This is a genomic window from Rhodococcus sp. SBT000017, from assembly GCF_003688915.1.
Classification (GTDB): Bacteria; Actinomycetota; Actinomycetes; order Mycobacteriales; family Mycobacteriaceae; genus Rhodococcoides.
The window spans coordinates 181,538-206,310 of the sequence record NZ_REFU01000001.1; the positions used below are offsets into that span (position 1 = coordinate 181,538).

A 24,773-nucleotide genomic window follows, 5' to 3' on the forward strand; every position below is an offset into this window, starting at 1 on the left:
AGATGCTCGGAACGATTCTCTCGATCCTGCCCACCACCGTTCTGCCATTCCGCCGCAACGAGACCCTGCCGGACGAGCCGACCGTGCTGACCTACGAACAGGTCCAGGAACTCGGCCGCGAACTCGACGACCTGCGGGCCCGTACCGTCGCCAAGCTCGGCGACGAGGACCGCGAATACATCTACAAGATCATCAAGGCGCAGCGCGGCCTCGAGATCACCGGACGCGCATTGATGTACCTGCCCTTCCTCCCGCCTGCATGGCTGGCCGGTGTCGGTGCCCTCGGGGTGGCGAAGATTCTCGACAACATGGAAATCGGCCACAACGTCATGCACGGTCAGTACGACTGGATGCGCGAGCCCGGCCTCAACTCCGAGGTGTTCGAGTGGGACACCGTCTGCCCGGCAGATCAGTGGAAGCACTCGCACAACTACATGCACCACACGTTCACCAACATCGTCGGCATGGACCGCGACATCGGTTACGGCGTCCTGCGTATGGACCAGGATCAGAAGTGGAACCCGTACTACCTCGGTAACCCGGTCTACGCGTTCCTGCTGATGACGTTCTTCGAGTGGGGCGTGATGCTGCACGACCTCGAGACCGAGAACATCGTTGCGGGTAAGCGCAAGTGGCACGACGTCAAGCCGCTGCTGCAGGGCATGTGGCGCAAGGCGGGCAAGCAGGCGCTCAAGGATTACGTGATCTTCCCCGCGCTGACCGGCCCGTTCTTCGTCTCGACCGTGGTCGGCAACGTCGCCGCGAACCTCATCCGCAACGTGTGGACCTACTCGATCATCTTCTGTGGCCACTTCCCGACCGGAGTCCAGACGTTCAGCCAGGAAGAGACTGCCGAAGAGACCCGCGGCGAGTGGTACGTGCGTCAGATGCTGGGATCGGCCAACATCGAGGGCACCCCGCTGTTCCACATCATGTCGGGCAACCTCTCGCACCAGATCGAGCACCACCTGTTCCCCGATCTGCCTGCGCATCGGTACCCGCAGATCGCGCCCGAGGTCAAGGCTCTGTGCGAGAAGTACGACCTGCCGTACAACACCGGCGGCTTCTTCCATCAGATCGGTACCGTGTGGGGCAAGATCTTCAAGCTCGCGCTGCCCAACTCGCTCACGGGATCGGCGGCTCCGGCCGGTGTTATCGTCGAGCGTGAGAAGACCAGCGCAGCGTGACGACTTCGAAGGGGGCGGTCCTGTTGGTAGGAAAGTTCGAGCGCAACAAGGACACCGTGCAGGAATTCACCGAATCGGCCGCGGAGCACGTCGGCCGGATCGTGGTGATCATCGCCGGAGCCGTCCGCGACGTCACTCGTGAGATCGGTGACCTGATCACCGATGGAATCGAAATGCGTGAGGCGGCGAAGAAGGCGGAGCGTGACGCACCGCTGGGCACCGTGATCAACGGCGAGTTCGAGACCCGCGAACGGTAGAGCAGTACCAGACAGATAGACGAGAGCGCCGCCCGAGCATTGCTCGGGCGGCGCTCTCGTGTACCCGCGGTCAGCGTGCGCGCAGCCGCCACAACGACGTGGTTTCGCGCGAGCGTGCCTCGTGCAGCACATCGGAGCTGTCGGTGACGCGAGAATGCGTCGGGGTGGTGTCGGTGCGGCCGACGACGGCCAGGCCAGCAGCGTCGATGGCGGTGAGAAGGTCTGCGCGAGTAACTAATTCGAGCAGCTCGGCGAGGTCGGAGACCACCAACCATGCCTCACCGTGAGGTGTCAGATGCCCGCGGAGTCGGCTCAGGAAGGATTTGAGCATGCGCGAGCCGGGGTCGTACACCGCATGTTCGATGCCCGATGTCGGCTTCGTAGGAATCCAGGGTGGATTGCACACGATCAGTCCCGCGCGCCCGGACGGGAAGATGTCGGCCTGCACCACCTCGACCCGATCGGCGTACCCGAGAGCATCGATGTTGGCTCGTGCGCACGCGACCGACCGCGGATCCTTGTCGGTCGCGACCACCGCGGTCACGCCGCGGCGGGCGAGTACCGCAGCCAGAACGCCCGAGCCGGTACCGATGTCGAACGCTCGGTCCGTGTCCGGCAGCGGGGCGTCGGCGACGAGCTGAACGTACTCGCCGCGGACAGGAGAGAAGACTCCGTAGTGTGGGTGGATCGAGGCGTCGAGCGCCGGAACGAAGACGCCCTTGCGGTGCCACTCGTGTGCACCGACCATGCCGAGGAGTTCGCGCAACGAGAGCACACACGGCGCAGCGTCCGGGCCGAGAGCTTCCGTCACGGCCGCCTGCACGTCCGGTGCCCGGCCGAGATCGAGACGGACATCCGAATCGAGTTCCACCAGAAGCATTCCCAGCACTCGCGCACGTCTGGCTTGGTACTGGCGGTGCAGATGGAACCGCTCCGCACCCGACGCATTCGGCAGGTGTTTGGCGGCCGGTACTCGCCGGGTCATCGCCGACAACAGCTGCCGAGCGTTGTTGTAATCGCCGCGCCACAACAGAGCCTCACCGATCGTGGCCATCTTGTACGCCACGTCGGCGGTCGTCGAATCGTTCACGATCCGCACCACACGGGGCGGGGGAGCGCCGTTCTCGGACTGCCAGCGCGACGTCCGGTCGCTACCGTCCTCGGTCCACGTGATGGACGATGCTGCGTTCTCGGTCATGCTGCTGTGTGCGGGTACTCCGCACTGCGGTGTTGGAACGCAAGGATATTGGGGTTCACGATGACGCCGTTCCTGATCTCGATCGATCGCTCGATGGTGGCGTCACTGCTCCAGGCCGAGGGGCCGTCGAGGACGGTTCGCAGATACGGCAGCAATGATTCGCTGATCTCCCAGGTGGCCGAGTTCCACAGATAGGACGGGCTGTGGTCGACGGCGTAGTACTTGATGTTGTCGCCGACGGTGAACATGGGATCGGTGAACGAGGTGGGCCTGGCCCACTCGAATCCCATTCCCTCGTCGCAGGAGACGTCGACCACGAGTGTGCCCGGTGCGAGAGTCGGCAGATCGTCGTTCATCAGGAATGTCAGCGGCGCATTGGTGTCCTGCAGAACACAATTGACGATCACGTCGTGGTCGGCGAGGAACTGGGAGAGTGGCACCCGTCCCTCGGGCGTGAGAGCTCGGCTCTGCCTGGGATCAGCGTCGTCGAGATCGAAATTCACGATGTTGGCCGAGTGAATGGGCGAACTCACGGCCGTGACACCGCGTTGCGTCAAGACATCGACGTCGTGGATGCCGTGCGCGTTCAGTGCAGTGACCGCGCCGCGGGCCGTGGCCCCGAAGCCGATGACCGCGGCACGCAACCTTCGGCCGTAGTCGCCGGTGGATCCGATCAATTGCAGGGCGTGCAGCACCGAGCAGTAGCCGGCCAGTTCGTTGTTCTTGTGGAACACATGGAGATTGAACCAGCCGTCGGGCGTCCAGTGATTCATGGCCTCGAACGCGATCAGTGTCAGCTTGCGTTCGACGGCGATCTGGGTGAGTGCCCGATCCTGGACGCAGTGCGGCCAACCCCACAGCGTTTGTCCGGGGCGTAGCGCAGCGAGATCCTCGGCCTGCGGTTTCGGCAGCAGAATCACATCGCACCGAGCGATGAGTTCGGCACGCGTGCGAATGCCCGCCACCTGTGCGGCCAAGTGCTCGTCGGACAGTCCGAACGGCTCGCCGTAGCCGGATTCGAGAAACATGCGGGCTCGGATGTCGGCGTCGATGCGATCGAGATGAAGTGGATGAATCGGAAGTCGCCGCTCGTTCGGCTTGCGTGAACGTGAGAGGACTCCGAGAGTGAGCTGATGCACGTATGACCCTTCGTTACCCGAAGTCAACCACAGCGGGCCGAAGCGTCTTGCGTTTGTGCTGGTCAGAGGGTGCCCCCGGCAGGATTCGAACCTGCGACCAAGGGATTAGAAGGCCCTTGCTCTATCCCCTGAGCTACGGAGGCTGGCGCGTGCGGGCGGACCCGCTCGAGCACGGTTGACGAGTGTACCTTTCCGCTCGTGCCGTCGAAGCAGGCACGGGTTGAGCTGGCATCCTGAGGGGAGCCGGCGTCCTCGGAATCGTTCCGACCGATGCCGAAGGAGGTTCGATGCACGACATCCTGGACGACGTACTGCACATCTGGCAGTCCGGCGACGTGGCTGCAGTCGCCACGGTGATCCGCACGTTCGACTCCGCGCCGCGTCCCGTCGGCGCGTCGATGGTCGTCGGTTCGGACGGTGCCGTGTCCGGCTCGGTCTCGGGCGGCTGTGTGGAGGGTGCGGTCTACGAACTCGCGCAGGACGTGATGGTGTCCGGTGCTCCGGTACTCACTCGATACGGGATATCCGACGACGACGCCTTTGCCGTCGGGCTCACCTGCGGCGGAACCCTGGACGTATTCGTGCAGGGGATCTCTCGGCGCACGTTTCCCGAATTGGATGCTCTCGTCGCGGACGTTCGCGGCAACGTGCCCGTGGCGGTGGCGACGGTGGTCGCGCACGCCGATCCGGAACGACTCGGCCGAAGAATTCTCGTCGGAGAATCGGGCACCAGGGGCTCGCTCGGCAGCGCGCGTACCGACGATGCCGTCGCCGACGACGCGAAAGGGCTTCTCGCATCAGGTCGTTCGGCCGTCCTGACCTACGGACCGGACGGGCAGCGTCGGGGCGAGGGGATGGACGTGTTCGTCTCGAGCCACGCTCCGCCGCCGCGAATGCTCGTGTTCGGAGCCATCGATTTCGCTGCCGCGGTCGCGCAGCAGGGTGCCTTTCTCGGCTACCGCGTCACCGTCTGCGACGCACGGGCGGTGTTCGCGACCCCACAGCGGTTTCCCGCCGCCGAACAGGTCGTGGTCGCGTGGCCGCACGATTACCTGTCCGAGCAGTTCGCGGCGGGTGAGGTGGACGAACGCACCGTCGTCTGTGTACTGACGCACGACCCGAAATTCGACGTGCCACTGCTCGAGGTGGCGTTGCGCATTCCAGCCCTGGCGTTCATCGGGGCGATGGGATCACGCCGCACCCACGACGACCGCATAGCTCGACTGCGAGCGGCGGGGCTGACGGAGAGCGAACTCACTCGGCTGGCGAGTCCGATCGGGCTCGACCTCGGAGCGCGGACGCCCCAGGAGACAGCGGTATCGATCGCAGCGGAGATCATCGCCCACCGTTGGGGCGGTACCGGTGAACCGCTGCGCGCCCGACACGGTCGCATCCATCACGACGCGACCGAAGCCGTGAGTACGGCCAAGTACGACGCTGTGTAGGACTCGCGTTTCGACTACCGCCGATCACCTCTTACTCTGGTGGTATGGCAACACCGGATCTCGAGAAGACCGAACCCTCGACCGCTGAACTCCAGGCGGACGATGTCCGGGCGGATGGGGATCCGCGTTCGGCCACCACGACGGTGTTCGTCACTGCCGGCGTGATCGCCGGTGTGGTTGCCGCGCTCATCGTGATGCTCTCCGCCTCCGATGCCTTGGTGTTGCTCGGAATCCCGGACCCGGGCCCGGCCACGACTTACGGTCTGCCTGCCCTGCGGGCGATCGGCGAGATCGCCGCCGTCATCGCCATCGGATCGTTCCTGCTGGCCGCGTTCCTCGTGCCGCCGCAGAAGAACGGCGTGCTCGACGTCGACGGCTACCGCGCCGTGCGCACCGGTTCGGTCGCCTCGATCGTCTGGGCCGTCTGCGCGCTGCTCCTCGTGCCGCTGACACTGTCCGACACCTCGGGGCAGCCGTTCGCCGAAGCCATCAAGCCCGCGAATCTCTGGATCGCACTCGACCAGGTGGAGATCGCCAGCGCCTGGCGTTGGACGGCCATCATGGCCGTTGTGCTCGCTATCGCGTCGCGCACGGTGTTGCGATGGGCCTGGACGCCCGCGCTGCTCGGGTTCTCCCTGGCGACGCTGCTGCCCATCGCGCTGAGCGGGCACTCCTCGGCGGGCGGATCGCACGACATCGCCACCAACAGCTTGATCCTGCACCTCGGGGCCGCGTCGCTGTGGGCGGGCGGTCTGTTCGCCCTGCTGGCACACGTTCGCAGGCGCGGCGCACATGCCGACGTCGCGGCTCGCCGATTCTCCACCATCGCCGGAGTCTGTTTCGTGGTGATGGGCATCAGCGGCGTCATCAACGCCCTGGTCCGCGTCTCGATCGCCGACCTGTTCACCACCACCTACGGACTGCTGATCGTGGGGAAAATCGTCGCCCTGATCGTGCTGGGCGGCTTCGGCTGGATTCAGCGTCGCCGCGCATTACCGGCCTTGGTCGCCGATCCCTCGGCCCGCGGGCCGCTGCTCCGCTTCGCCGGTGCCGAGGTACTGGTCCTCGCGGCGACCATCGGCCTGGCCGTCGGGCTCGGCCGTACACCACCTCCCGCCGAGATCGACCCCAACCTCACGACCACGGAGGCGGCCCTCGGTTACAACCTGAGCGGCCCGCCGACGTTCGCGCGAATGGCTCTGGACTGGCGCTTCGATCTGATCTTCGGTACCGCTGCGATCGTCATGGCCGTGGTGTATCTGATCGGCGTTCGCCGCCTGCGGCTGCGCGGCGACGCGTGGCCGGTGGGCCGCACCGTCGCCTGGGTCCTGGGCTGCCTGACGCTTCTGATCAGCACGTCCTCGGGAATCGGTCGCTACTCCACGGCCGTGTTCAGCGTGCACATGACCGGGCACATGATGCTCTCGATGCTCGCTCCCGTCCTCCTCGCGCTCGGTGGTGCGCTGACGCTGGCATTGCGGGTGCTGCCCGCGGCGGGGAAGGACGGCGTGCCCGGAATGCGCGAATGGCTGTTGATCGGACTGCACAGCCGAATCTCGCAGTTCCTGACCCATCCGCTCGTCGCCTCGCTGATCTTCGTCGGCGGCTTCTACGTGCTGTATCTCGGCGGCATCTTCGGAGCGGTACTGGACAGTCACGGCGCACACCTGCTGATGAACCTGCACTTCGTGCTCAGCGGCTACCTGTTCTACTGGACCGTCATCGGCGTCGATCCGTCTCCGCGCAAGATCGCTCCGGTCACCAAACTCGCCGTCGTATTCGGTTCGCTGCCGTTCCATGCCTTCTTCGGGGTGGCGCTGATGAGCATGAACACCGTGATGGGTGCGTGGTTCTACCGGACGCTCGGGCTGGACTGGAACTCCGACCTGCTCGGGGATCAGAAGCTCGGCGGCGGTATCGCCTGGGCCACCGGCGAGGTTCCGCTGGTGCTCGTCATGCTGGCGCTGCTGATCCAATGGTCCCGGAGCGACGATCGGGACGCCAGGCGTGGTGACCGGGCCGCCGAGCGCGATCACGATGCCGATCTGGCCGCGCACAATGCGATGTTCGCCGAGCTCGCTCGACGCGATCGGACCGGCGAGCAGTAGTCGGCCTCCGGGTCAGTCGGTCGCGGCGATCTTGTTCAACAGTCGGTTCAGCTCGACGCGTTCCGCCGGCTCGAGGCCGTCGAACATTTCCGAGGACACCTGACGGCGCGCGTCGTCGATTCTGTCCAGTAGCGCTCGGCCGGTGTCGGTCAGCTCCACCAGGACCGCTCGCCGATCGCTCGGATCCTGTTGCCGCGTCACCAGGTGCGCCGCCTCGAGCGAGTCGACGATGTCGGTGGCCGATCGAGCCACGATTCGCAGGTGCTCGGCCAGGTCGCGTAGTCGCACGGACTCGGGCTCGCGGGCCAACACGTGCAGGGCTCGGCTCTGCGAAGGATTGAGGCCGAACGGTTCCAATGCAGTCATGTGGCTGCGCCGGATCTGCCGCGCGACGGCCATGAACTGCTCGCTCAGGTTGGGCGAGTGTCCGGTTTCCATGCAAGGGATCATAGCGACGGTTGCCCGTTACCTCATAGTGAGGTAGCCTCTGCATATTGCTTCAGCTACCCCACACTTCAACTCCTCCGGAGGTCTACTTGGAAAGCCGACCCGAACGTTCTCTCCTCGCGTCCGACCCAGCACCCGTGCGCCGAGTCCTGGCTCTGTTCACGCCCTACCGACGCAAGATTGCAGTCGTCAGCGCGATCATCGTCGTCAGCGCGATCATCGCGCTCGCGTCCCCCTTGCTCCTTCGCGAACTCCTCGATCACGCGATACCCGACCGCGACGTCACACTCGTCAGCCTCATCGCACTCGGCATGATCGCAGTTGCAGTCGCCACCAACACTCTCGGCGTCGTACAGACCTGGATGTCCAACGGCGTCGGTCAACGACTCATGCACGATCTACGCGTCCAGGTCTACTCGCACCTGCAACGCCAATCCCTCGGATTCTTCGCGCGCACCCGCACCGGCGAGGTTCAATCACGCATCGCCAACGACATCGGCGGCATGCAATCGGTGGTCACCAACACCGCAACGTCCATCGCGCAGAACGCGACGACCGTTGCTGCGACGGTGGTCGCACTCTTCCTGCTCGACTGGAAGCTCGCCACCTTCTCGTTGATCATCCTGCCGGTCTTCGTCCGCGTCGCGCGCCGGATCGGCGACGAGCGGCGCAAGATCTCCACGAAACGACAGAAGTTGCTCAGCGAGCTGTCGGTGCAGATCGAGGAATCACTCTCGGTCAGCGGCATTCTGCTGGGCAAGACCACCGGTTCCGCCCAGGCACTGACCGACAAGTTCGCCGACCGATCCCACGAGGTCGCGGGCGTCGAACTCGCGGCGATGATGGCCGGGAAGTGGCGCATGGCCACGATTCAGATCAGCTTCGCCGTCATGCCTGCCCTGGTGTACTGGTTCGCCGGCATCACCATCGGGCAGGGGAGCGCACTGACGATCGGAACCCTTGTCGCGTTCACCGCTCTGCAGACCCAATTGTTCCGGCCCACCATGCAATTGCTCAACACCGGCGTCGAGGTGCAGGCCTCGCTCGCCCTGTTCGGTCGCGTGTTCGAGTACCTCGATCTGCCGATCGACGTGGCCGAGCCCACCCACCCGGTGACGCTGCCCCGAGAGGACGTCCGCGGAGACGTTGCGTTCCGCGCCGTGGATTTCACCTACACCGCAGCAACGGTCCCGACGCTGTGCGGCATCGACCTCGAGGTCCCGGCAGGCAGCACACTCGCTCTCGTCGGCGCAACCGGCTCCGGCAAGACGACGCTGGGCTATCTCGTTGCGCGGCTTCACGATCCGACGGCCGGATCGGTGACCATCGACGGAATCGACCTGCGGGAGCTTGCGTCGGACACCATCGCCGACCTGGTCGGCGTCGTCTCCCAGGAGACGTACCTCTTCCATGCCACCATCCGGGAGAACCTGCGATTCGCCAAACCCGACGCCACCGACGAGGAAATTTTCGTGGCCACCCGAACGGCGCAGATCCACGACTTCATCGACGGCCTCGACGACGGCTACGACACCATGGTCGGCGAACGCGGGTATCGCTTCTCTGGAGGGGAGAAGCAGCGCATCGCCATTGCGCGGACCGTGCTGCGCAACCCGCCGATCCTGGTGCTCGACGAAGCGACGAGTGCACTCGACAATCGCACCGAACGCGCAGTGCAAACCGCGCTCGACGGACTGATGGAAGGGCGAACGACCATCCTCATCGCGCATCGACTGTCCACGGTGCGCTCCGCCGACCGCATCGCAGTACTCGACCACGGCGTCGTTCGAGAGGTCGGAACCCACGAGTCCCTGCTGAAGAACGACGGCATGTACGCCCAATTGGTCCGAGCCGCAGACGATGTGGTGGACAGTGTGGCCGCATGAGAGTGATCGCGTGACCCTACTTCGTACCATCGCGAGCCGCGTCGAGTGCGAGACCGAGGTCAAGAAGTCAAGGTTCGTCGCCGTCGTCGATCGCGCGTCCACCGAAGCGGAGGCACGGGCCGTGATCGCCGCAGCTCGCAAGGCCGATCCTGCTGCGGGACATCATTGTTCGGCGTTCATCGTGGATTCCTCGGCAGGCGATCCGCTCGCCGACCCGATGCAGAGCATCGAGCGATCCAACGACGACGGTGAACCGAGCGGGACGGCAGGCACGCCCATGCTCGAGGTGCTGCGCGGGCACCACCTGACCAACGTCGTCGCGGTCGTCAGCAGATACTTCGGCGGAACCAAGCTGGGCACCGGAGGACTGGCCCGCGCCTACGGCGGGGCGGTGACCGAGGCGTTGTCCCAAGCGATGTTCCTGACCCGGGAGCGACGCGAGATCATGACTCTCGAATTCGACCACGCCGAGGTCGGTCGCGTGGAATCGGAACTACGCGGGCACGGAGTTCTGGTGCTCGGCACCTCGTACGGCGCGTCCGCGGTACTGACCGTCGCGGTTCCGGACGCCGATTCGACTGCGGCGCTTATCGCTTCGCTCACGGCGGGTCGCGTGGTCCCCGTGCTCGACGGCCACATGTACGCCGAAATTCCCGGCTAGCACACCTCCCCGACATCCTCGGGTCGCACGGGCCCCGATTCGGGCCGTTCATCCACAGGCCGGGCGGTTGTCCACATTTCGCCAACTCGTTCACCACGGACGTTCTCCGCGTAGCAGTGTCGATCTCGATCGCAATCACGCGACATCGATCGAGGGGAAGACATCATGTACGAAGCACAGTGCGCAGTTCTCGGGACGGTCATCACCAATCCCGTCAAGCGCTCCACACCCACCGGCGACGAGGTCCTCAGCTTCCGGATGGCCAGCAACGCCCGACGGCAGGACCGCAACACCGGCGAATGGACCGACGGCGGAACCCTCTACCTGACGGTCACCTGCTGGCGTCGCCTGGTTCGCGGCGTCGGGGCATCGCTGATGAAGGGCGACCCGATCATCGCCTACGGACAGCTACGCACCAACGAATACACCAACCGTGACGGAGTCGAACGCGCCGATCTCGAGATGCGGGCCAGTGCCGTCGGACCGGATCTCGCGCGCTGCAACGTCTCGATCCATCGGACGAAGGCGGTGGCGTCCGACGCTGCGACGGATGGCGATCCGGGAGCGACCGAACCTGTGGACGGGGATCAGGATCGCGATCACGACCGCATCGACGAGGACGTGCGCGAGTCCGTCCCGGCCTGACGGACTCCCGGCATCCGCCGTCCGCGCTGCATCGGAACCTGCGATCGAGTGTGGACGGCGGCTGCGCGCTCGGGCGGTGGTGCCGGAGACCCGCCCGCACCGATAAGCTGGGCATCATGGCTGAATTCATTTACACCATGAAGAAGGTGCGCAAGGCGCACGGCGACAAAGTCATCCTCGACGACGTGACGATGAGCTTCTATCCGGGAGCGAAGATCGGCGTCGTCGGCCCCAACGGCGCCGGTAAGTCCAGCATCCTCAAGATCATGGCGGGAATCGATCAGCCCGGAAACGGTGAGGCGTTCCTCGCTCCCGGTGCCTCGGTCGGCATCCTCATGCAGGAACCGGTCCTCGACGACACCAAGACCGTTCGCGAGAACGTCGAGGACGGTCTCGGCGAGACGATGGTCCAGCTCAAGCGGTACAACGAGATCGCCGAGCTGATGGCCACCGACTACTCCGACGAGCTGATGGAAGAGATGGGCGAGCTGCAGGAAAAGCTCGACCACGCCGATGCCTGGGAGATCGACTCCCAGCTCGAACAGGCCATGGACGCGCTGCGCTGCCCGCCGCCCGAGTCGCCGGTCACCAACCTCTCCGGTGGTGAGAAGCGCCGCGTGGCGCTGTGCAAGTTGCTGCTGAGCAAGCCGGACCTGCTGCTGCTCGACGAGCCGACCAACCACCTCGACGCCGAGAGTGTGCTGTGGCTCGAGCAGCACCTGGCCGCATACGCAGGCGCTATTCTCGCCGTCACTCACGATCGGTACTTCCTCGACCACGTCGCGCAGTGGATTGCCGAGGTCGACCGCGGACACCTGTACCCGTACGAGGGCAACTACTCGACGTACCTGGAGAAGAAGGCCGAGCGTCTCGAGGTCTCCGGCAAGAAGGACCAGAAGCTGCAGAAGCGCCTCAAGGACGAACTCGCCTGGGTTCGTTCCGGCGCCAAGGCGCGTCAGGCCAAGAGCAAGTCTCGTCTGGCTCGCTACGACGAGATGGTGGCCGAGGCCGAGAAGACCAGGAAGCTCGACTTCGACGAGATCCAGATCCCCAACCCGCCGCGCCTCGGCGACGTCGTGGTGGAGGTCAAGAGCCTGGACAAGGGCTTCGACGGCCGCGTGCTGATCAAGGATCTCTCGTTCACGTTGCCCCGCAACGGCATCGTCGGCGTCATCGGCCCCAACGGCGTCGGTAAGACGACGCTGTTCAAGACCATCGTCGGCCTCGAGGAGCCGGACGGCGGCGAGGTCAAGATCGGGCAGACCGTCAAGCTCAGCTACGTCGACCAGAACCGTTCGGGCATCGACTCGAAGAAGACGGTGTGGGAAACGGTGTCCGACGGCCTCGACTTCATCACCGTCGGCAGCTCCGAGTTCCCGTCCCGGGCGTACATCAGCTCGTTCGGGTTCAAGGGCCACGATCAGCAGAAGCCTGCCGGAGTGCTCTCCGGTGGTGAGCGGAACCGTCTCAACTTGGCGATGACACTCAAGCAGGGCGGCAACCTGATCCTGCTCGACGAACCGACCAACGACCTCGACGTCGAAACGCTCGGATCTCTCGAGAACGCGCTCGAGGAATTCCCCGGTTGTGCCGTGGTCATCTCGCACGACCGGTGGTTCCTGGACCGCACATGCACGCACATCCTGGCGTGGGAAGGTGGCTTCGGGGACAACGAGGCCGCCTGGTACTGGTACGAGGGCAACTTCGAGGGCTACGAGGCCAACAAGGTCGAACGCCTCGGACCCGACGCGGCCCGTCCGCATCGCGTCACCCACCGAAAGCTGACCAGGGACTGACATGCCGGCAAAAACCTTCACCTGCACACTTCAGGTGCGGTGGGGTGATTCCGACCGTCTCGGCCACGTCAACAACACCCGCTTCGTCGAATACCTCCAGGAGGGCCGCGTTCAGTTCCTGAACGCGGTCTTCGGGGGCCGGGCGTGCGTGGCGCAGCGGTGGTGCGCAAGTTGACCACCGATTTTCTGCATCCGATTCTCGACGACTCGGGTCCGCTGACGATCGAGCTGTGGATCACCCGTGTCGGGACCACCTCGTACGGCGTCCGGCACGTGGTGACCGACCGCGACGGAAAAGTCTGCGCGGATGCCGAGGCGTTGATGGTCGCCTTCGATCTCGATACCTCGTCGTCGCGTCCTCTGGACGAGCACGAGCGCGGTCTGCTCACCGAGTACCTGCACGTCGGATAGAGCCGCCGAGTAGATCGCCACGCGCTGGGTCCGCGAGGTCACTGCGGTAACGGGGTGTTCGACACTAAGGTCGAGTAGTCATCGACGGCCGGCGATCGGCGGGCGTCGGGAAAATCCTCACGAGGGAGTACTCGAACACCATGCCACGCTCGCTGGACCTGCCCGACAACGATTGGGCCGACGGGCTCGACGACCGACTCCTGGCCGAGCTGGCGACATTGCGTGCCGAGTACTTCGAGCACGTGGACACGATGGCTGTCGGAGCGTCCGCGCACACTCCCGACACCACGTCCTTTCATCGGCACGTCCGGTTGGCCGCGCAGCGGCGTCCCGAGACCGCGAACGTGGCGGTGCACAGTCCCAACGAGTCGAGTTCCGCCGCCCTTCAGGCGGCGGGCAGCTACCTGCAGATCGTCACCGACGACATGCCGCTCCTCGTCGAATCGGTCATCTCGCTGCTCTCCCGACTCGGCATCGAATACACCGACGTGGTTCATCCCATTCTGTCGGTCGACCGCGACGCCGACGGCGAGCTGACGGGTCTGACCGCAGACGGTCGACGCGAATCCTGGATTCACGTTCAGCTCCATCCCTCCACATCCGAGGACGCGGTCTCGCGCCTGCAGTCGGAGACGAGCCGGGTACTGGCCGACGTGCGTCAGGTGGTCGGCGACACCGATCGCATGCGCCGGGTGCAGGCGGAGGTCGCCGATCTCCTCGACGGTGCCGCTCAGCGGGCGGGTGACCCGGAATCCGACATCGCCGGCGAACATCGCGACGCGGCTGCCTTGCTGCGCTGGCTCGGCGACGGCCACTACACACTCCTCGGCTATCGCCGCTACCGGATCGACGGCGTCGACGGCGCACGCACGGCCACGGGCGACGAGTCGAGCAGCCTCGGGGTGTTGCGCGACGCGGCCCACGTCGTGGACGGCTCGGAACCGCTCGGTCAACGCGACCTGGTGGCCCTGACGCAGGGCGCGAGGCCGGCCACGGTGCACCGCGCGGTCTACCCCTACTTCGTGAGTGTCCTCGACGCCGCGAACTCGGCCGAGCACCGCTTCGTCGGCGTCTTCACCGTGACGGCGCTGCACGAGAACGTGCTCGACATTCCGGTGATCGAGCGTCGGGTGCGATCGGTGATCGCCCGGGCCGGCCATGATCTCGGGTCTTTCTCGGGTCAGGCCATGCTCGAAGTGCTGCAGTCGATGCCGCGCTCGGAACTCTTCGCCACCTCGGCGGCCTGGCTGTTCGAGACCGCGAGTGCTGTTCTGGCACTGGGCCGTCGGCGCAAGGTCAAGCTGTTCGTCCGGCCCGATACCAGCGGCTCCTTCGTCTCCGCCCTGGTGTACCTGCCGCGAGATCGCTACACCACCCGTGTTCGTCTCGCCATCCAGGATCGGTTGCTCCACGAACTCGGCGGCACCTCTCTCGATTACACAGCGCGCGTGACGGAATCGGACCTGGCGCTGTTGCACGTGACCGTCCGCCGGGCACCGGGAACGCTGTCGACGGAGCTCGCTGCCGAGGACATCACCCGGATCGAGGCGGCTCTCACCGAGACCACCAGAACCTGGGAGGACTCCCTCGGCGACGCCGTCTCGCTCGACCGCGCTGTGGACCCATTGCGGATTCAGCGGTACACCGAGGCGTTCCCCGAGGCCTACAAGCAGGATTTCAGTCCGGCTCGGGCCGTGACCGACATCGCTCGCCTCGAAGGGCTCGGTGACGATTCGATCGACATGCAGCTCTACCGTCACGAGCAGTCCGCGGTGGGCAGTTGGCGGTTCTCGTTGTACATCGGCGGCGCGGGCGTCTCCCTGTCGCAGGTGCTGCCCATCCTGCAGAGTCTCGGCGTCGAGGTCGACGACGAACGGCCGTACCCTGTGGTGCGACCGGACGGAATGTCTTGCTGGATCTACGATTTCGGGCTCTCGGCCTCGCGCGAGATGCTGCGCTCGGCAATCGACGGTGACATCGATGCGGAGTTGTCCGAGGCGGGCACCGCCGATCGTGAGAGCCGAGTGCAGCACCGGTTCACCGACGCGTTCGCGGCAGTGTGGAGCGGCGAGGCGGAGGCAGACCGGTTCAACGAGCTGGTCATGCGCGCCGGCCTGCACTGGCGGCAGGCAGTGGTGTTGCGCGCGTACGCGAAGTATCTGCGCCAGGCAGGTTTTCCCTACAGTCAGTTCAACATCGAAGGTGTGCTGCTGACGCATCCGCGCACTGCGCGGCTGTTGGTCGGGTTGTTCGAGGCGCAGTTCGATCCCGAGGCGAGCTCGGAGGAGAACGCGCAGTCGATCGGCACCCAGCTGGGGGAACTGATCGACGAGGTCGTCAGCCTCGACGCCGACCGAATCCTGCGCAGCATGTTCGAGCTGATCCGCGCGACCTTGCGAACCAACTACTTCGTGGTGGGAGTCGAGGGCCGACATCGCGAGTACCTCTCGCTCAAGTTCGATCCGCAGTCGATCGCCGAATTGCCCAAGCCGAAGCCGAAATTCGAGATCTTCGTGTACTCGCCCCGCGTCGAGGGCGTGCATCTGCGGTTCGGTGCGGTGGCCCGCGGCGGACTGCGCTGGTCGGATCGACGTGAGGACTTCCGGACCGAAATCCTCGGACTCGCCAAAGCCCAGATGGTCAAGAACGCCGTCATCGTGCCCGTCGGAGCCAAGGGAGGATTTGTCGTCAAGCGGCCCCCCGTCGTGACCGGTGACGCCGATCGAGATCGACAGGCCCATGCCGAGGAAGGCAAGGCCTGCTACCGACTGTTCATCGCCGGGTTGCTCGACATCACCGACAATCTCGACCGCGCTACCGGAACGGTGACGGTTCCCACCGGCGTCGTACGCCGCGACGGAGACGACACCTATCTCGTCGTTGCCGCGGACAAGGGCACCGCGACGTTCTCCGACATGGCCAACGGCGTGGCTGCGAAGTACGGCTTCTGGCTCGGTGACGCCTTCGCCTCCGGTGGTTCGGCCGGCTACGACCACAAAGCCATGGGCATCACCGCCAAGGGTGCATGGGAGAGCGTCAAACGCCACTTCCGCGAGCTCGGAATCGACACGCAGAGCCAGGATTTCACCGTCGTCGGCGTCGGAGACATGAGCGGGGACGTGTTCGGCAACGGCATGTTGCTCAGCCGGCACATTCGCCTGCTCGCCGCGTTCGATCACCGGCACATCTTTCTCGATCCCGATCCCGAGCGTGAGTCCTCGTTCGCCGAGCGGGAGCGGTTGTTCGCACTGCCGCGGTCGTCGTGGGCGGATTACGACACCTCGCTCATCAGTGCGGGCGGTGGAGTGTGGGAGCGGACGCGCAAGTCGGTCCCGATCAGTGCGGCCGCGCGCGCTGCACTCGGGCTGGGAGATTCCGTGGACGCGCTGTCTCCGCCTGAGCTGGTGAACGCAATCCTTCGGGCTCCGGCCGATCTGCTGTGGAACGGCGGAATCGGAACGTACATCAAGGCGTCCACCGAGACCAATGCCGAGGTCGGCGACAAGGCCAACGACATGGTGAGGGTCGACGGAATCGACGTCCGCGCCGCAGTGGTGGGGGAGGGCGGCAACCTCGGGGCCACCGCACTGGGCCGCATCGAATACGCCGCTGCCGGAGGCAAGATCAACACCGATGCCGTCGACAACTCCGCGGGTGTCGACTGCTCCGATCACGAGGTCAACATCAAGATCCTGTTGGAAACGGCCATCACCAACGGCAACCTCGCGCGCGAGGATCGAGACGAGTTGCTCGCGTCGATGACCGACGAGGTGGGCAGACTGGTGTTGTGGGACAACATCATGCAGAACGAGCTGCTCGGCACATCCAGGTTCGACGCGCCCAGCCTGGTCACCGTGCACAGTCGGGTGATCGAGGATCTGGAAGTACGCCGAGGACTCGACCGTGAGCTCGAGGCACTACCGACCGAGTCGGACCTGCGGCGACGCAAGCAGGACGGCCGAGGGCTGACCTCGCCGGAACTCGCGACGTTGATGGCTCACGTGAAGTTGGCGTTGGAAGCGGAGTTGCTCGACAGCGAACTGCCCGACAGCGACGTCTTCGCTCCGCGGCTACCCAAGTACTTCCCCGAGCCGCTGCGAGAGCCGTATGCAGACGCGATCAAGGCGCATCCGCTCCGGCGGCAGCTGGTGGCCACGACGCTGTCCAACGAGGCCATCGACTGCGGCGGCATCACGTTCCCCTACCGATTGACCGAGGATTCGGGTGCGGCAGGCACCGATGCCATCCGCGCGTTCGCTGCCGCCACCGAGATCTTCGGACTCGACGAGGTGTGGAACTCGATCAGGGCAGCGGACGTGCCGACTGCGGTCTCGGCCGAACTGTTGCTCGAGTCTCGCCGGATGCTCGACCGCGTCTCGCGCTGGCTGCTCGCCAACCGTCCGCAGCCGCTGGCCGTCGGAGCCGAGATCAGTCGGTACGCCGGTCAGGTACGGGCACTGCAGCCGTCGGTGTCGAAGTGGATCTCCGGGCATCAGGCCAGCGACCTGGACTCGCGATCGGCTGCGGCGATCGAACGCGGCGCGCCGGCCGAGCTGGCTCGTCGAATCTACGGATTGCTCGATGTGTACTGCCTGCTCGACATCATCGATATCGCCGACATCGTCGACCGGGACGGAGCCGAGGTCGCCGAGCTCTACTTCGCCCTGGACGCGCACATCGGCATCGACTGGTTGCTCACAGCGGTGTCCAAGCTGGCCCGCGGAGACCGCTGGCATTCGTTGGCGCGCTTGGCTCTTCGCGACGATCTGTATTCCTCTCTGCGGGGAATCACGCAGGCCGTACTGGCGGGTGGTGAGCCGGAGGAGTCGGTGGCGGAGAAGATCGCAGAATGGGAGTCGACCAACTCGTCCCGGCTGGCGAGGTCTCGTGCGGCGTTGACCGAGATCGCCGAGTCGGGGACCCTCGACCTGGCGACCCTGTCGGTCGCCGCCCGACAGGTCCGCAACATGGTGCCTTGACCTCCAGCACATCGCAATCGCCGACACTCGACCGAGAAGAGGGAACGACCACGTGAGTGTGCCCGACGCCCATCTGTCCGACCAACGACCTGTAACCGCGCGAGTGGGCTTTCATGCCACCGTGGACGTGCGGTGGTCGGATATGGATGTGTATCAACACATCAACCATGCCCGGATGGTCACTCTCCTCGAAGAGGCACGTATTCCCTGGCTGTTGGTGGACGGGAGGCCGACGGCGAACCTGCGCCACGGAGCGGTGATCGCGGATCTGCACGTGAAGTATCGGGGCCAGCTCCGGCACGAGGACGGCCCCCTCGATGTCTTCATGTGGATCGACGCGGTACGGGCGGTGGACTTCGTCGTCGGATACGAGGTGCGGGCCCGTGGTGCCTCACTGGACACCCCGGCCGCGGTGGTGGCGTCGACGCAGATCGCGGCGTTCGATATCGATGCGCAGCGGTTGCGTCGGCTCACCCCGACCGAGCGTGAGTTTCTCGTGAGCTGGCAGCGTGTATGAGCGCGTACTGACCGTGCCCGATGCGGTCGAGCGGGAGAACCTCGCGACGTTCTGCACCAGGGCGCTGCGTCTCGACGAAGCTGCGGTGATCCGTATGCGGACCCGAGCGGGCGGAGGTGTGTCCTGCTGGGCGGCAACGGGTTTCGATGCGCTGGCGGCGCGGGTGATCACCGGAACCATAGTGCCCGACGACACCAGTGCCGGTGCCGACGTGTTGGTCGCGGCGGTGGCGCAGGCGGCCGACGGTGTCATCGACCCGGGATTCTCGATGGATTCCGCGTGGCGCGGTGCCCTGCCGCCGGACGGTGGATTCGGCCACCTCGACGATGTGCCCGCCAGGGTGCTCGTGGGCCTCGCACAACGCGGCGTTGCACTGGCCAAGGAGCACGGCAGCAGCCACGGACCGCCGAGTTCGTTGCTCGAACAGGAAGTTCTGCACGTCGCCGGCGACGCCGACGACGTCTCGATCACCATGCGGACGGTATTCGCGCTCACCGCAATGGGTTTCGTCCCGCACAGTGGCACCGATCCGTTGACCGTCGACGTCGACCCGGATCGGATCGCGCCCGACGAGGTCGTTCGCGTGCGGGTGTCGAAGGTCTGGCTACGCCTCGACGCCCGTTACGGCTCGGTCTTCGCTCGTCGCGCGGGACAGCAGTTGTCACTCACCGTCGAGCGTTAGACGAGCCACGCAGCAGCGTTCGCCGGGAGTCTTCCGTCCACGAGCGGGGCGCTGGCCAGCAGCAACTCACCGGGAGGCAGCGGGATCGACTCCTCCGACGCGTTCAAGGCGCAGATCAGGCCGCCGCGTCGACGAAACGCCAGGCACCCGGGAGGTGACCCGTACCAATCGATTCCGTTGCCGGTGAATTCCGGACGCAGAGCCCGCAGCTCGAAGGCCGTCCGATAGAGACTGAGCATCGAATCGACGTCTTCGAGTTGTGCCTCGGCGGTGTACCCGTCCCACTCCGGCGGCATCGGCAACCAGGTTCGATCGGTGGAGGAGAACCCGAACGGCGGTGTGTGCCCCTCCCACGGCATCGGCACCCGACAGCCGTCGCGGCCACGCTCGGCGTGCCCGGATCGCTCCCACACCGGATCCTGCAACGCACTGTCGGCCAGTTGCACGTTGGGCAACCCGAGTTCGGCACCGTTGTACACGAAAATCGTTCCGGGAAGCGCTAATTCGACGAGGATCATTGCGCGGGAGCGCGTCCGACCCAGGTCCCCACCGCCGTACCGAGTGACCTCGCGCTCGACGTCGTGGTTCGACAGCGTCCACGTCGGAGTTCCGTCGACCAGCTCGACTGCGGCAAGCGAATTGGAGATGGCATCACGGATGGTTGCGGCATCGAAATCGACACTGGCCAGCCGGAAGTTGAAGCCCAGGTGCAACTCGTCGGGCCTGATGTACTCCGAGAAGCGCACATTGTCCTGCACCCAGATCTCGCCCACGGTCACCGCGTCGGGGAACTCGTCCATGACGGCTCTGATGCGTCGATGCAGGTCGTGGACCCGAGGATTGTTGAACCGGGGATCGTCGTCGTCGTTCTTCATCAACGCGTTGAGTTCGAGACTCATGTCGGCCAGGTCCACCGGTTTGGCCATACCGTGAGCCACATCGAGTCGGAAGCCGTCGACGCCGCGGGAGAGCCAGAATCTCAGGGTGCGCGCGAAGTCGTCGAACACCTCGGGGTTGTCCCAGTTCAGGTCCGGCTGCTCGGGCGCGAAGATGTGCAGGTACCACTGGCCGGGGGAACCGTCGGGCTCGGTGATGCGGGTCCAGGCCGGGCCACCGAAGATGCTCGGCCAGTTGTTCGGCGGCTGCGAACCGTCTTCACCGCGTCCGTCTCTGAAGATGTAGCGGGCTCGCTCGGCACTACCGCGCGCAGCCGTCAGAGCCGCTCGGAACCACGGGTGCTCGCTGCTGGTGTGATTGGGCACCAGATCCATCGTGACCTTGATATCGCGCGCATGAGCTTCGTCGACCAACGCGTCGAAGATATCCAGGTTGCCGAACAGGGGGTCGATATCGCGGGGATCGGATACGTCGTACCCGTGATCGGCCATGGGCGACCGCGTGATCGGACCGATCCAGACCGCGTCGATACCCAGCAGTTCGAGGTAGCCGAGCTTGTCTCGAATTCCGTCGAGGTCGCCGATGCCGTCACCGTTGGAGTCCGCGAACGACCGGGGGTAGATCTGGTAGAAGACGGCGTCCTGCCACCACTGCAGCTCGGAGCTTTCGATCGGATCGGTCACAAGGGGCAATAGTGCCAAACGATCGGCCGCGGAACGATTCAGGGGCGTTCGGGCGCGACCGGCGGCGGAATCGTAGGTCAACGAAGAGTAAAGCTTTGTGCTCATTCACATGACCGACTCCTGCCGGTTCGTTGGGAAAGTGTTGTATGTTCTGCTCTGGAAACCAGTAGCGGCGGAAGCCGCGCCCGACTGTGAGGACGCGACGGAAACCATGATCACTTCGACCATCGAAGCCGTACGACTCGGCGATATCGCGCTCGACGACAGCCCCATCGAGCCGACCTGGATTCTCGAAGGAAACCCGCAGGCGCGCCTCGCCGAGTGGTCGAAGAGCATCGACGGCACCACCACCACCAACGTGTGGGACTGCACGGCGGGACGTTTCCGCTGGTACTTCGCCGTCGACGAGATCGTGCACATCATGGACGGTTCGGTGACCGTGTCGAGTGACGACCACGCACCGCGCACCCTGCTCCCCGGCGATGCCGCACTGTTCCGTGCGGGCACCTGGTCGGAGTGGCACGTGGAGAACTACGTACGCAAGCACGCCATCCTGCGCCAGCATCTGCCCGCGCCCGTGAGCTTCGCGCTCAAGGTGGCCGGTTCCGTTCGAGCCCGCGTGGGCAAGCTCAAGGCTGCCGTCGGTGGCAAGAGCCCGCAGCGCGTCGGATCGCTGTAGCCCACTGCGCTCTCGGCGCTCAAATCGCCGAGTTCATCATCGAATTGGCAGCCATCTCCATGTAGTCGATCAACTGGGCTCGGTGCGCGGAGTCCATGACCTTCGGGTCTATCGACGCGATCGCGATGTGCATGCAGCGAAGCCACGCGTCTCGCTCCATCGGACCGATCCGAAACGGGTTGTGGCGCATCCGCAATCGAGGATGACCGCGCTCGTCGGAGTACGTCCGCGGACCGCCCCAGTACTGCTCGAGAAACATCCGCATCCGCCGTTCGGCCGGTGCCAGATCCTCCTCGGGGTACAACGGTCGCACTATCTCGTCCTTGGCGACTTCCTCGTAGAACTTCGCCGTGAGTGACCGGAACGTCTCGGCACCGCCTACCGCGTCGTAGAACGTCTGCTGCGGTTCGGTCATCACACTCTCTCTGTTCGTTCCTGGTCGGCGTCGGTCACCATCATGGTCTGTTCAGTTGCCGCGCTCGGCCACGACCCCACCCGGGCGACCCAGTGCGTACGGTGCCTTGATGTCGGCATCGTCGAATGCCTGGAGTATCTCCTGGTGGAGTCGGCGCTGCACGGCCCACTGACGTCCGGGGCGGGTCTTGATCGTGATGCGGATGGTGACCGTGTCGGCGCTGACCGCGTTGACGCCGAGCATCTCGGGCGGTTCGAGGATGTCGCTGGCGAAGTCCTTCGACTCCACCACCTCCAGGGTGGTGCGTTCGGCGACCGCGCGGGCCTCGTCGATGTTGGCCGTGTGGGAAACCGGCAGATCGAGAACGGCGACCGCGAAGCCCTGACTCATGTTGCCCACACGCAGCACCTCGCCGTTGCGGCAGTACCACACCGTGCCGTTGACATCCCTGATCGTCGTGACGCGCAGCCCCACGCTCTCGACCGTGCCGGTCGCTTCACCGAGGTCGACGACGTCACCCACTCCGTACTGATCCTCGAGGAGCATGAAGATGCCCGACAGAAAGTCTCGGACCAGGTTCTGGGCACCGAAGCCCAAGGCGACACCGACGATCCCGGCCGAGGCGATGAACGGAGCGACATTGACCCCGACGACATCGAGCACCGAGAGCACGAACCACGTGAGAATCATGACCGAGACGGCCGACTTGAGCACAGAGCCGATCGTGTTGGCCCGTTGTTTGCGCCGCTCGTTGAGAATCGCGCCCTTGACGGTGCTCGACGAGCGGTCGCGGAGCGGACGCAACAGCATCGGAGACTTCCCGACGTTGTTGCGGGTGAATCGGTCGATCAGTTTGTGCAGGACCAGGCGCAGCACGATGGCGAGGGCCAGATAGCCCAGAGCCTGCAGCGGACGATCGACCAGCCAGTCGCGTCCGGTATCCGTCAGTTCGAAAGCTCGGGTGTCGAGATCTCGCAACAGCGACGGTTCGGGAAGCGGCGATGCGGACAGGAAGGTTGATACGGACACCCGAAAAGTCTACGGAGACGCAGAAATCTTGCCAGTCACGCAGCGCATGGAGCCGTCGATGGTCGATCGTGAACGCGAGGACGCGAGATGTTCACCGATCGGCAACAGAAAATGCCGAGAAAAAGGCTGTGCGTGGACGGTGCATTCGTGTTCCACTGTGACTCGTGTTCCACGCAAGCCATGCGCGGGCGCCGACTGTCTCTGGAGCAACGCATGAAGAACTCGCAACACCGCCATCGACAACTCCCGCCCACTGAGGGCCGCACCACGCACGACCAGCGTGAGACGGCCTCGGGGGCTTCTCCGCTACGTGTGGTGCCGACGGCCCACAGTGCCACGGGCGACGACGCCGTACCGGCGTGGGTCAAGCGCCGTGTGCTGCTCCTCAATGCCACATTCGAACCACTGACCGCGCTTCCGATGCGCCGGGCGGTGGTTCTTCTCGTTTGTGGGAAAGCCGACGTGGTGCACGACGATCCGGAGGGGCCGTTCATTCGATCCGCGGACTTCTCGGTCCAGGTGCCGTCGGTGATCAGATTGCGGACGTTCGTCCGTGTTCCGTACCGAGCTCGGGTGCCGATGACGCGCGCCGCGCTGATGCACCGCGACCGGTTCCGGTGCGCGTACTGCGGAAGCAAGGCCGAAACCGTCGACCACGTGGTGCCGCGTAGCCGCGGAGGTGGCCACTCGTGGGAGAACTGCGTCGCCTGCTGCGCCTCGTGCAACCATCGCAAGGCGGACAAACTGCTCAGTGAGATCGGCTGGACGTTGCGCGCCCAGTTGGTGCCGCCGAAGGGTCCGCACTGGCGACTGTTGGCGACGACGAAGGAGCTCGACCCGAGTTGGCTCGCGTATCTCGGTGAGGGTGCTGCCTGACGCGGTCGCGTCTGCACATTTCGGTCACAACACCGGCCCCGACGTGGTCCGACGCGCAATTGTCGACTAACGTCACACCCTGTGAGCATTTTTGAGACCACGCTGATATTCGGGGTGATTCCGGTTGCGGTGATCGGGCTCCTCGGCGCGTTGTCCTACTTGACCGACAAGCAGCCCGGTATGGACGTTCCGCCCTACCGACTGACGGACGAGTGGACGCGCGAGCCATTGCTGTGGACTGCTACGGACGAGGTGACTCCTTTCGGAGGTCACGGTTCGCACGGTGCCGACACAGCCGACTCGATCGGAGGTTCCGCAAGTGGCAAGTGGTGAACTCGTCCGCAATGACGTCAGAGAAGAAGACCTGCCCGTCGGTGCTGCCCTCACCGCGAGTGGCCGCGTCTCGGCTGCTCACGAATTCGGGACGACCAACCCCGAGCACCTGCCGTTCGCGACGCAGGACCTGGTTGCACTCGACGATGCACTCACGCAGGCGATTCGACAGACCAAGATCCGGTTCAACGTCTACATCGGTGATCTCGGTGCCGATCCCGCGGTGGGTGCGGATTCGGTGTTCCCCGGCACACCCGATGCCATCCGTTCGGTGCTGATCGCCGTCGACCCCAATCGGCATGCTCTCGAGATCCGCACCGGCAGGCGAGTGTCCAACCGGGCGACCGACCGGGTTGCACAGTTGGGTGTCACCGCCGCGCTCGGCCCGTTCCGCGACGGCAACCTCATCGACGGTCTGGTCACGTCCGTCCGGGTGATGACTGCGTCCATCCTGAGCCCCTAGCTCTTCACCTCCCGACCGCGCTCCTACGACGAGGGCCGGT

Annotated in this window: 21 protein-coding genes, 1 tRNA gene and 1 pseudogene; 16 read left to right on the forward strand and 7 right to left on the reverse strand. The window is 65.2% G+C overall.

Features of this window, described 5'->3' with window-relative positions; translation table 11 throughout:
* Positions 1–2 precede the first annotated feature (2 nt).
* Together AYK61_RS00660 and AYK61_RS00665 are read left to right on the forward strand one after the other, a co-directional pair.
* A complete protein-coding gene (locus AYK61_RS00660) occupies positions 3–1,187 on the forward strand; it encodes an acyl-CoA desaturase (RefSeq protein WP_121869434.1) in 1,185 nt (394 codons plus the stop codon).
* A gap of 23 nt (positions 1,188–1,210) precedes the next feature.
* The gene (locus AYK61_RS00665) at positions 1,211–1,444 is read left to right on the forward strand and encodes a hypothetical protein (RefSeq protein WP_094612967.1); all 234 of its coding nucleotides are present in this window, start codon (positions 1,211–1,213) and stop codon (positions 1,442–1,444) included.
* A 70-nt stretch (positions 1,445–1,514) separates the two neighbouring features.
* Here AYK61_RS00665 and AYK61_RS00670 read toward each other — a convergent pair whose 3' ends face one another.
* From AYK61_RS00670 to AYK61_RS00680, 3 genes are all read right to left on the reverse strand, one after another.
* A complete protein-coding gene (locus AYK61_RS00670; protein WP_121869435.1) occupies positions 1,515–2,642 on the reverse strand; it encodes a class I SAM-dependent methyltransferase in 1,128 nt (375 codons plus the stop codon).
* Complete coding sequence (locus AYK61_RS00675) at positions 2,639–3,781, reverse strand: N(5)-(carboxyethyl)ornithine synthase (RefSeq protein ID WP_121869436.1); 1,143 nt, start codon at positions 3,779–3,781, stop codon at positions 2,639–2,641. The genes AYK61_RS00670 and AYK61_RS00675 overlap by 4 nt, the downstream gene beginning before the upstream one ends.
* Before the next feature lie 70 nt (positions 3,782–3,851).
* Positions 3,852–3,924 (reverse strand) — tRNA-Arg (locus AYK61_RS00680).
* A gap of 144 nt (positions 3,925–4,068) precedes the next feature.
* Between AYK61_RS00680 and AYK61_RS00685 the strand changes: the two genes are divergently transcribed.
* The gene (locus AYK61_RS00685; RefSeq protein WP_121869437.1) at positions 4,069–5,226 is read left to right on the forward strand and encodes an XdhC family protein; all 1,158 of its coding nucleotides are present in this window, start codon (positions 4,069–4,071) and stop codon (positions 5,224–5,226) included.
* A 44-nt stretch (positions 5,227–5,270) separates the two neighbouring features.
* The gene (locus tag AYK61_RS00690) at positions 5,271–7,334 is read left to right on the forward strand and encodes a cytochrome c oxidase assembly protein (RefSeq protein ID WP_121869438.1); all 2,064 of its coding nucleotides are present in this window, start codon (positions 5,271–5,273) and stop codon (positions 7,332–7,334) included.
* A 12-nt stretch (positions 7,335–7,346) separates the two neighbouring features.
* Here the strand turns inward: AYK61_RS00690 and AYK61_RS00695 are convergent, their stop codons facing one another.
* The gene (locus AYK61_RS00695) at positions 7,347–7,772 is read right to left on the reverse strand and encodes a MarR family winged helix-turn-helix transcriptional regulator (protein WP_237669522.1); all 426 of its coding nucleotides are present in this window, start codon (positions 7,770–7,772) and stop codon (positions 7,347–7,349) included.
* A gap of 146 nt (positions 7,773–7,918) precedes the next feature.
* On the opposite strand from AYK61_RS00695, the gene AYK61_RS00700 reads away from it, so the two are divergent.
* From AYK61_RS00700 to AYK61_RS00735, 8 genes and pseudogenes are all read left to right on the forward strand, one after another.
* On the forward strand, positions 7,919–9,667 hold the full coding sequence (locus AYK61_RS00700; protein ID WP_121869440.1) for an ABC transporter ATP-binding protein: 1,749 nt from the start codon (positions 7,919–7,921) through the stop codon (positions 9,665–9,667).
* 10 nt (positions 9,668–9,677) lie between these two features.
* Complete coding sequence (locus AYK61_RS00705) at positions 9,678–10,328, forward strand: YigZ family protein (protein ID WP_237669520.1); 651 nt, start codon at positions 9,678–9,680, stop codon at positions 10,326–10,328.
* A 165-nt stretch (positions 10,329–10,493) separates the two neighbouring features.
* The gene (locus AYK61_RS00710; RefSeq protein WP_121869442.1) at positions 10,494–10,973 is read left to right on the forward strand and encodes a single-stranded DNA-binding protein; all 480 of its coding nucleotides are present in this window, start codon (positions 10,494–10,496) and stop codon (positions 10,971–10,973) included.
* Positions 10,974–11,089: 116 nt separating this feature from the next.
* A complete protein-coding gene (ettA, locus tag AYK61_RS00715; RefSeq protein WP_032402531.1) occupies positions 11,090–12,769 on the forward strand; it encodes an energy-dependent translational throttle protein EttA in 1,680 nt (559 codons plus the stop codon).
* 1 nt (position 12,770) lies between these two features.
* Positions 12,771–13,180, forward strand: a pseudogene (locus tag AYK61_RS00720) (acyl-CoA thioesterase).
* A 140-nt stretch (positions 13,181–13,320) separates the two neighbouring features.
* Complete coding sequence (locus tag AYK61_RS00725) at positions 13,321–18,159, forward strand: NAD-glutamate dehydrogenase (RefSeq protein WP_121869443.1); 4,839 nt, start codon at positions 13,321–13,323, stop codon at positions 18,157–18,159.
* A 52-nt stretch (positions 18,160–18,211) separates the two neighbouring features.
* A complete protein-coding gene (locus tag AYK61_RS00730) occupies positions 18,212–18,676 on the forward strand; it encodes a thioesterase family protein (RefSeq protein WP_121869444.1) in 465 nt (154 codons plus the stop codon).
* The gene (locus AYK61_RS00735; protein WP_121869445.1) at positions 18,669–19,358 is read left to right on the forward strand and encodes a hypothetical protein; all 690 of its coding nucleotides are present in this window, start codon (positions 18,669–18,671) and stop codon (positions 19,356–19,358) included. Before AYK61_RS00730 ends, AYK61_RS00735 begins: the two co-directional genes overlap by 8 nt.
* Here the strand turns inward: AYK61_RS00735 and AYK61_RS00740 are convergent.
* Complete coding sequence (locus AYK61_RS00740; protein ID WP_121872308.1) at positions 19,355–20,938, reverse strand: glycoside hydrolase family 13 protein; 1,584 nt, start codon at positions 20,936–20,938, stop codon at positions 19,355–19,357. The two genes, AYK61_RS00735 and AYK61_RS00740, sit on opposite strands and share 4 nt — an antisense overlap.
* Before the next feature lie 211 nt (positions 20,939–21,149).
* On the opposite strand from AYK61_RS00740, the gene AYK61_RS00745 reads away from it, so the two are divergent.
* Positions 21,150–21,617 (forward strand): cupin domain-containing protein, encoded by a 468-nt coding sequence (locus tag AYK61_RS00745; RefSeq protein ID WP_121872309.1) that lies wholly within the window; start codon positions 21,150–21,152, stop codon positions 21,615–21,617.
* Positions 21,618–21,636: 19 nt separating this feature from the next.
* Here AYK61_RS00745 and AYK61_RS00750 read toward each other — a convergent pair whose 3' ends face one another.
* Complete coding sequence (locus AYK61_RS00750; protein ID WP_032394607.1) at positions 21,637–22,032, reverse strand: globin; 396 nt, start codon at positions 22,030–22,032, stop codon at positions 21,637–21,639.
* A gap of 51 nt (positions 22,033–22,083) precedes the next feature.
* Entirely contained in the window at positions 22,084–23,013 is a 930-nt protein-coding gene (locus AYK61_RS00755) for a mechanosensitive ion channel family protein (protein ID WP_374700626.1), read from the reverse strand.
* Between the two features lie 261 nt (positions 23,014–23,274).
* Between AYK61_RS00755 and AYK61_RS00760 the strand changes: the two genes are divergently transcribed.
* From AYK61_RS00760 to AYK61_RS00770, 3 genes are all read left to right on the forward strand, one after another.
* Positions 23,275–23,937 carry an HNH endonuclease gene (locus AYK61_RS00760; RefSeq protein ID WP_183130115.1) on the forward strand — a complete coding sequence of 221 codons (663 nt, stop codon included), beginning with the start codon at positions 23,275–23,277 and terminating at the stop codon, positions 23,935–23,937.
* A gap of 81 nt (positions 23,938–24,018) precedes the next feature.
* Complete coding sequence (locus tag AYK61_RS00765) at positions 24,019–24,270, forward strand: hypothetical protein (RefSeq protein WP_068052560.1); 252 nt, start codon at positions 24,019–24,021, stop codon at positions 24,268–24,270.
* Positions 24,257–24,733 carry a DUF5130 family protein gene (locus AYK61_RS00770; RefSeq protein WP_121869446.1) on the forward strand — a complete coding sequence of 159 codons (477 nt, stop codon included), beginning with the start codon at positions 24,257–24,259 and terminating at the stop codon, positions 24,731–24,733. The genes AYK61_RS00765 and AYK61_RS00770 overlap by 14 nt, the downstream gene beginning before the upstream one ends.
* Positions 24,734–24,773: the final 40 nt, after the last annotated feature.

Bases quoted from the DNA above. Each gene is read 5' to 3' on its own strand.
- AYK61_RS00660 (WP_121869434.1), top strand. From the start codon at position 3: ATGCTCGGAACGATTCTCTCGATCCTGCCCACCACCGTTCTGCCATTC.
- AYK61_RS00670 (WP_121869435.1), bottom strand. From the start codon at position 2,642: ATGACCGAGAACGCAGCATCGTCCATCACGTGGACCGAGGACGGTAGC.
- AYK61_RS00685 (WP_121869437.1), top strand. From the start codon at position 4,069: ATGCACGACATCCTGGACGACGTACTGCACATCTGGCAGTCCGGCGAC.
- AYK61_RS00690 (WP_121869438.1), top strand. From the start codon at position 5,271: ATGGCAACACCGGATCTCGAGAAGACCGAACCCTCGACCGCTGAACTC.
- AYK61_RS00695 (WP_237669522.1), bottom strand. From the start codon at position 7,772: ATGGAAACCGGACACTCGCCCAACCTGAGCGAGCAGTTCATGGCCGTC.
- AYK61_RS00710 (WP_121869442.1), top strand. From the start codon at position 10,494: ATGTACGAAGCACAGTGCGCAGTTCTCGGGACGGTCATCACCAATCCC.
- ettA (WP_032402531.1), top strand. From the start codon at position 11,090: ATGGCTGAATTCATTTACACCATGAAGAAGGTGCGCAAGGCGCACGGC.
- AYK61_RS00725 (WP_121869443.1), top strand. From the start codon at position 13,321: ATGCCACGCTCGCTGGACCTGCCCGACAACGATTGGGCCGACGGGCTC.
- AYK61_RS00745 (WP_121872309.1), top strand. From the start codon at position 21,150: ATGATCACTTCGACCATCGAAGCCGTACGACTCGGCGATATCGCGCTC.
- AYK61_RS00750 (WP_032394607.1), bottom strand. From the start codon at position 22,032: ATGACCGAACCGCAGCAGACGTTCTACGACGCGGTAGGCGGTGCCGAG.
- AYK61_RS00760 (WP_183130115.1), top strand. From the start codon at position 23,275: ATGAAGAACTCGCAACACCGCCATCGACAACTCCCGCCCACTGAGGGC.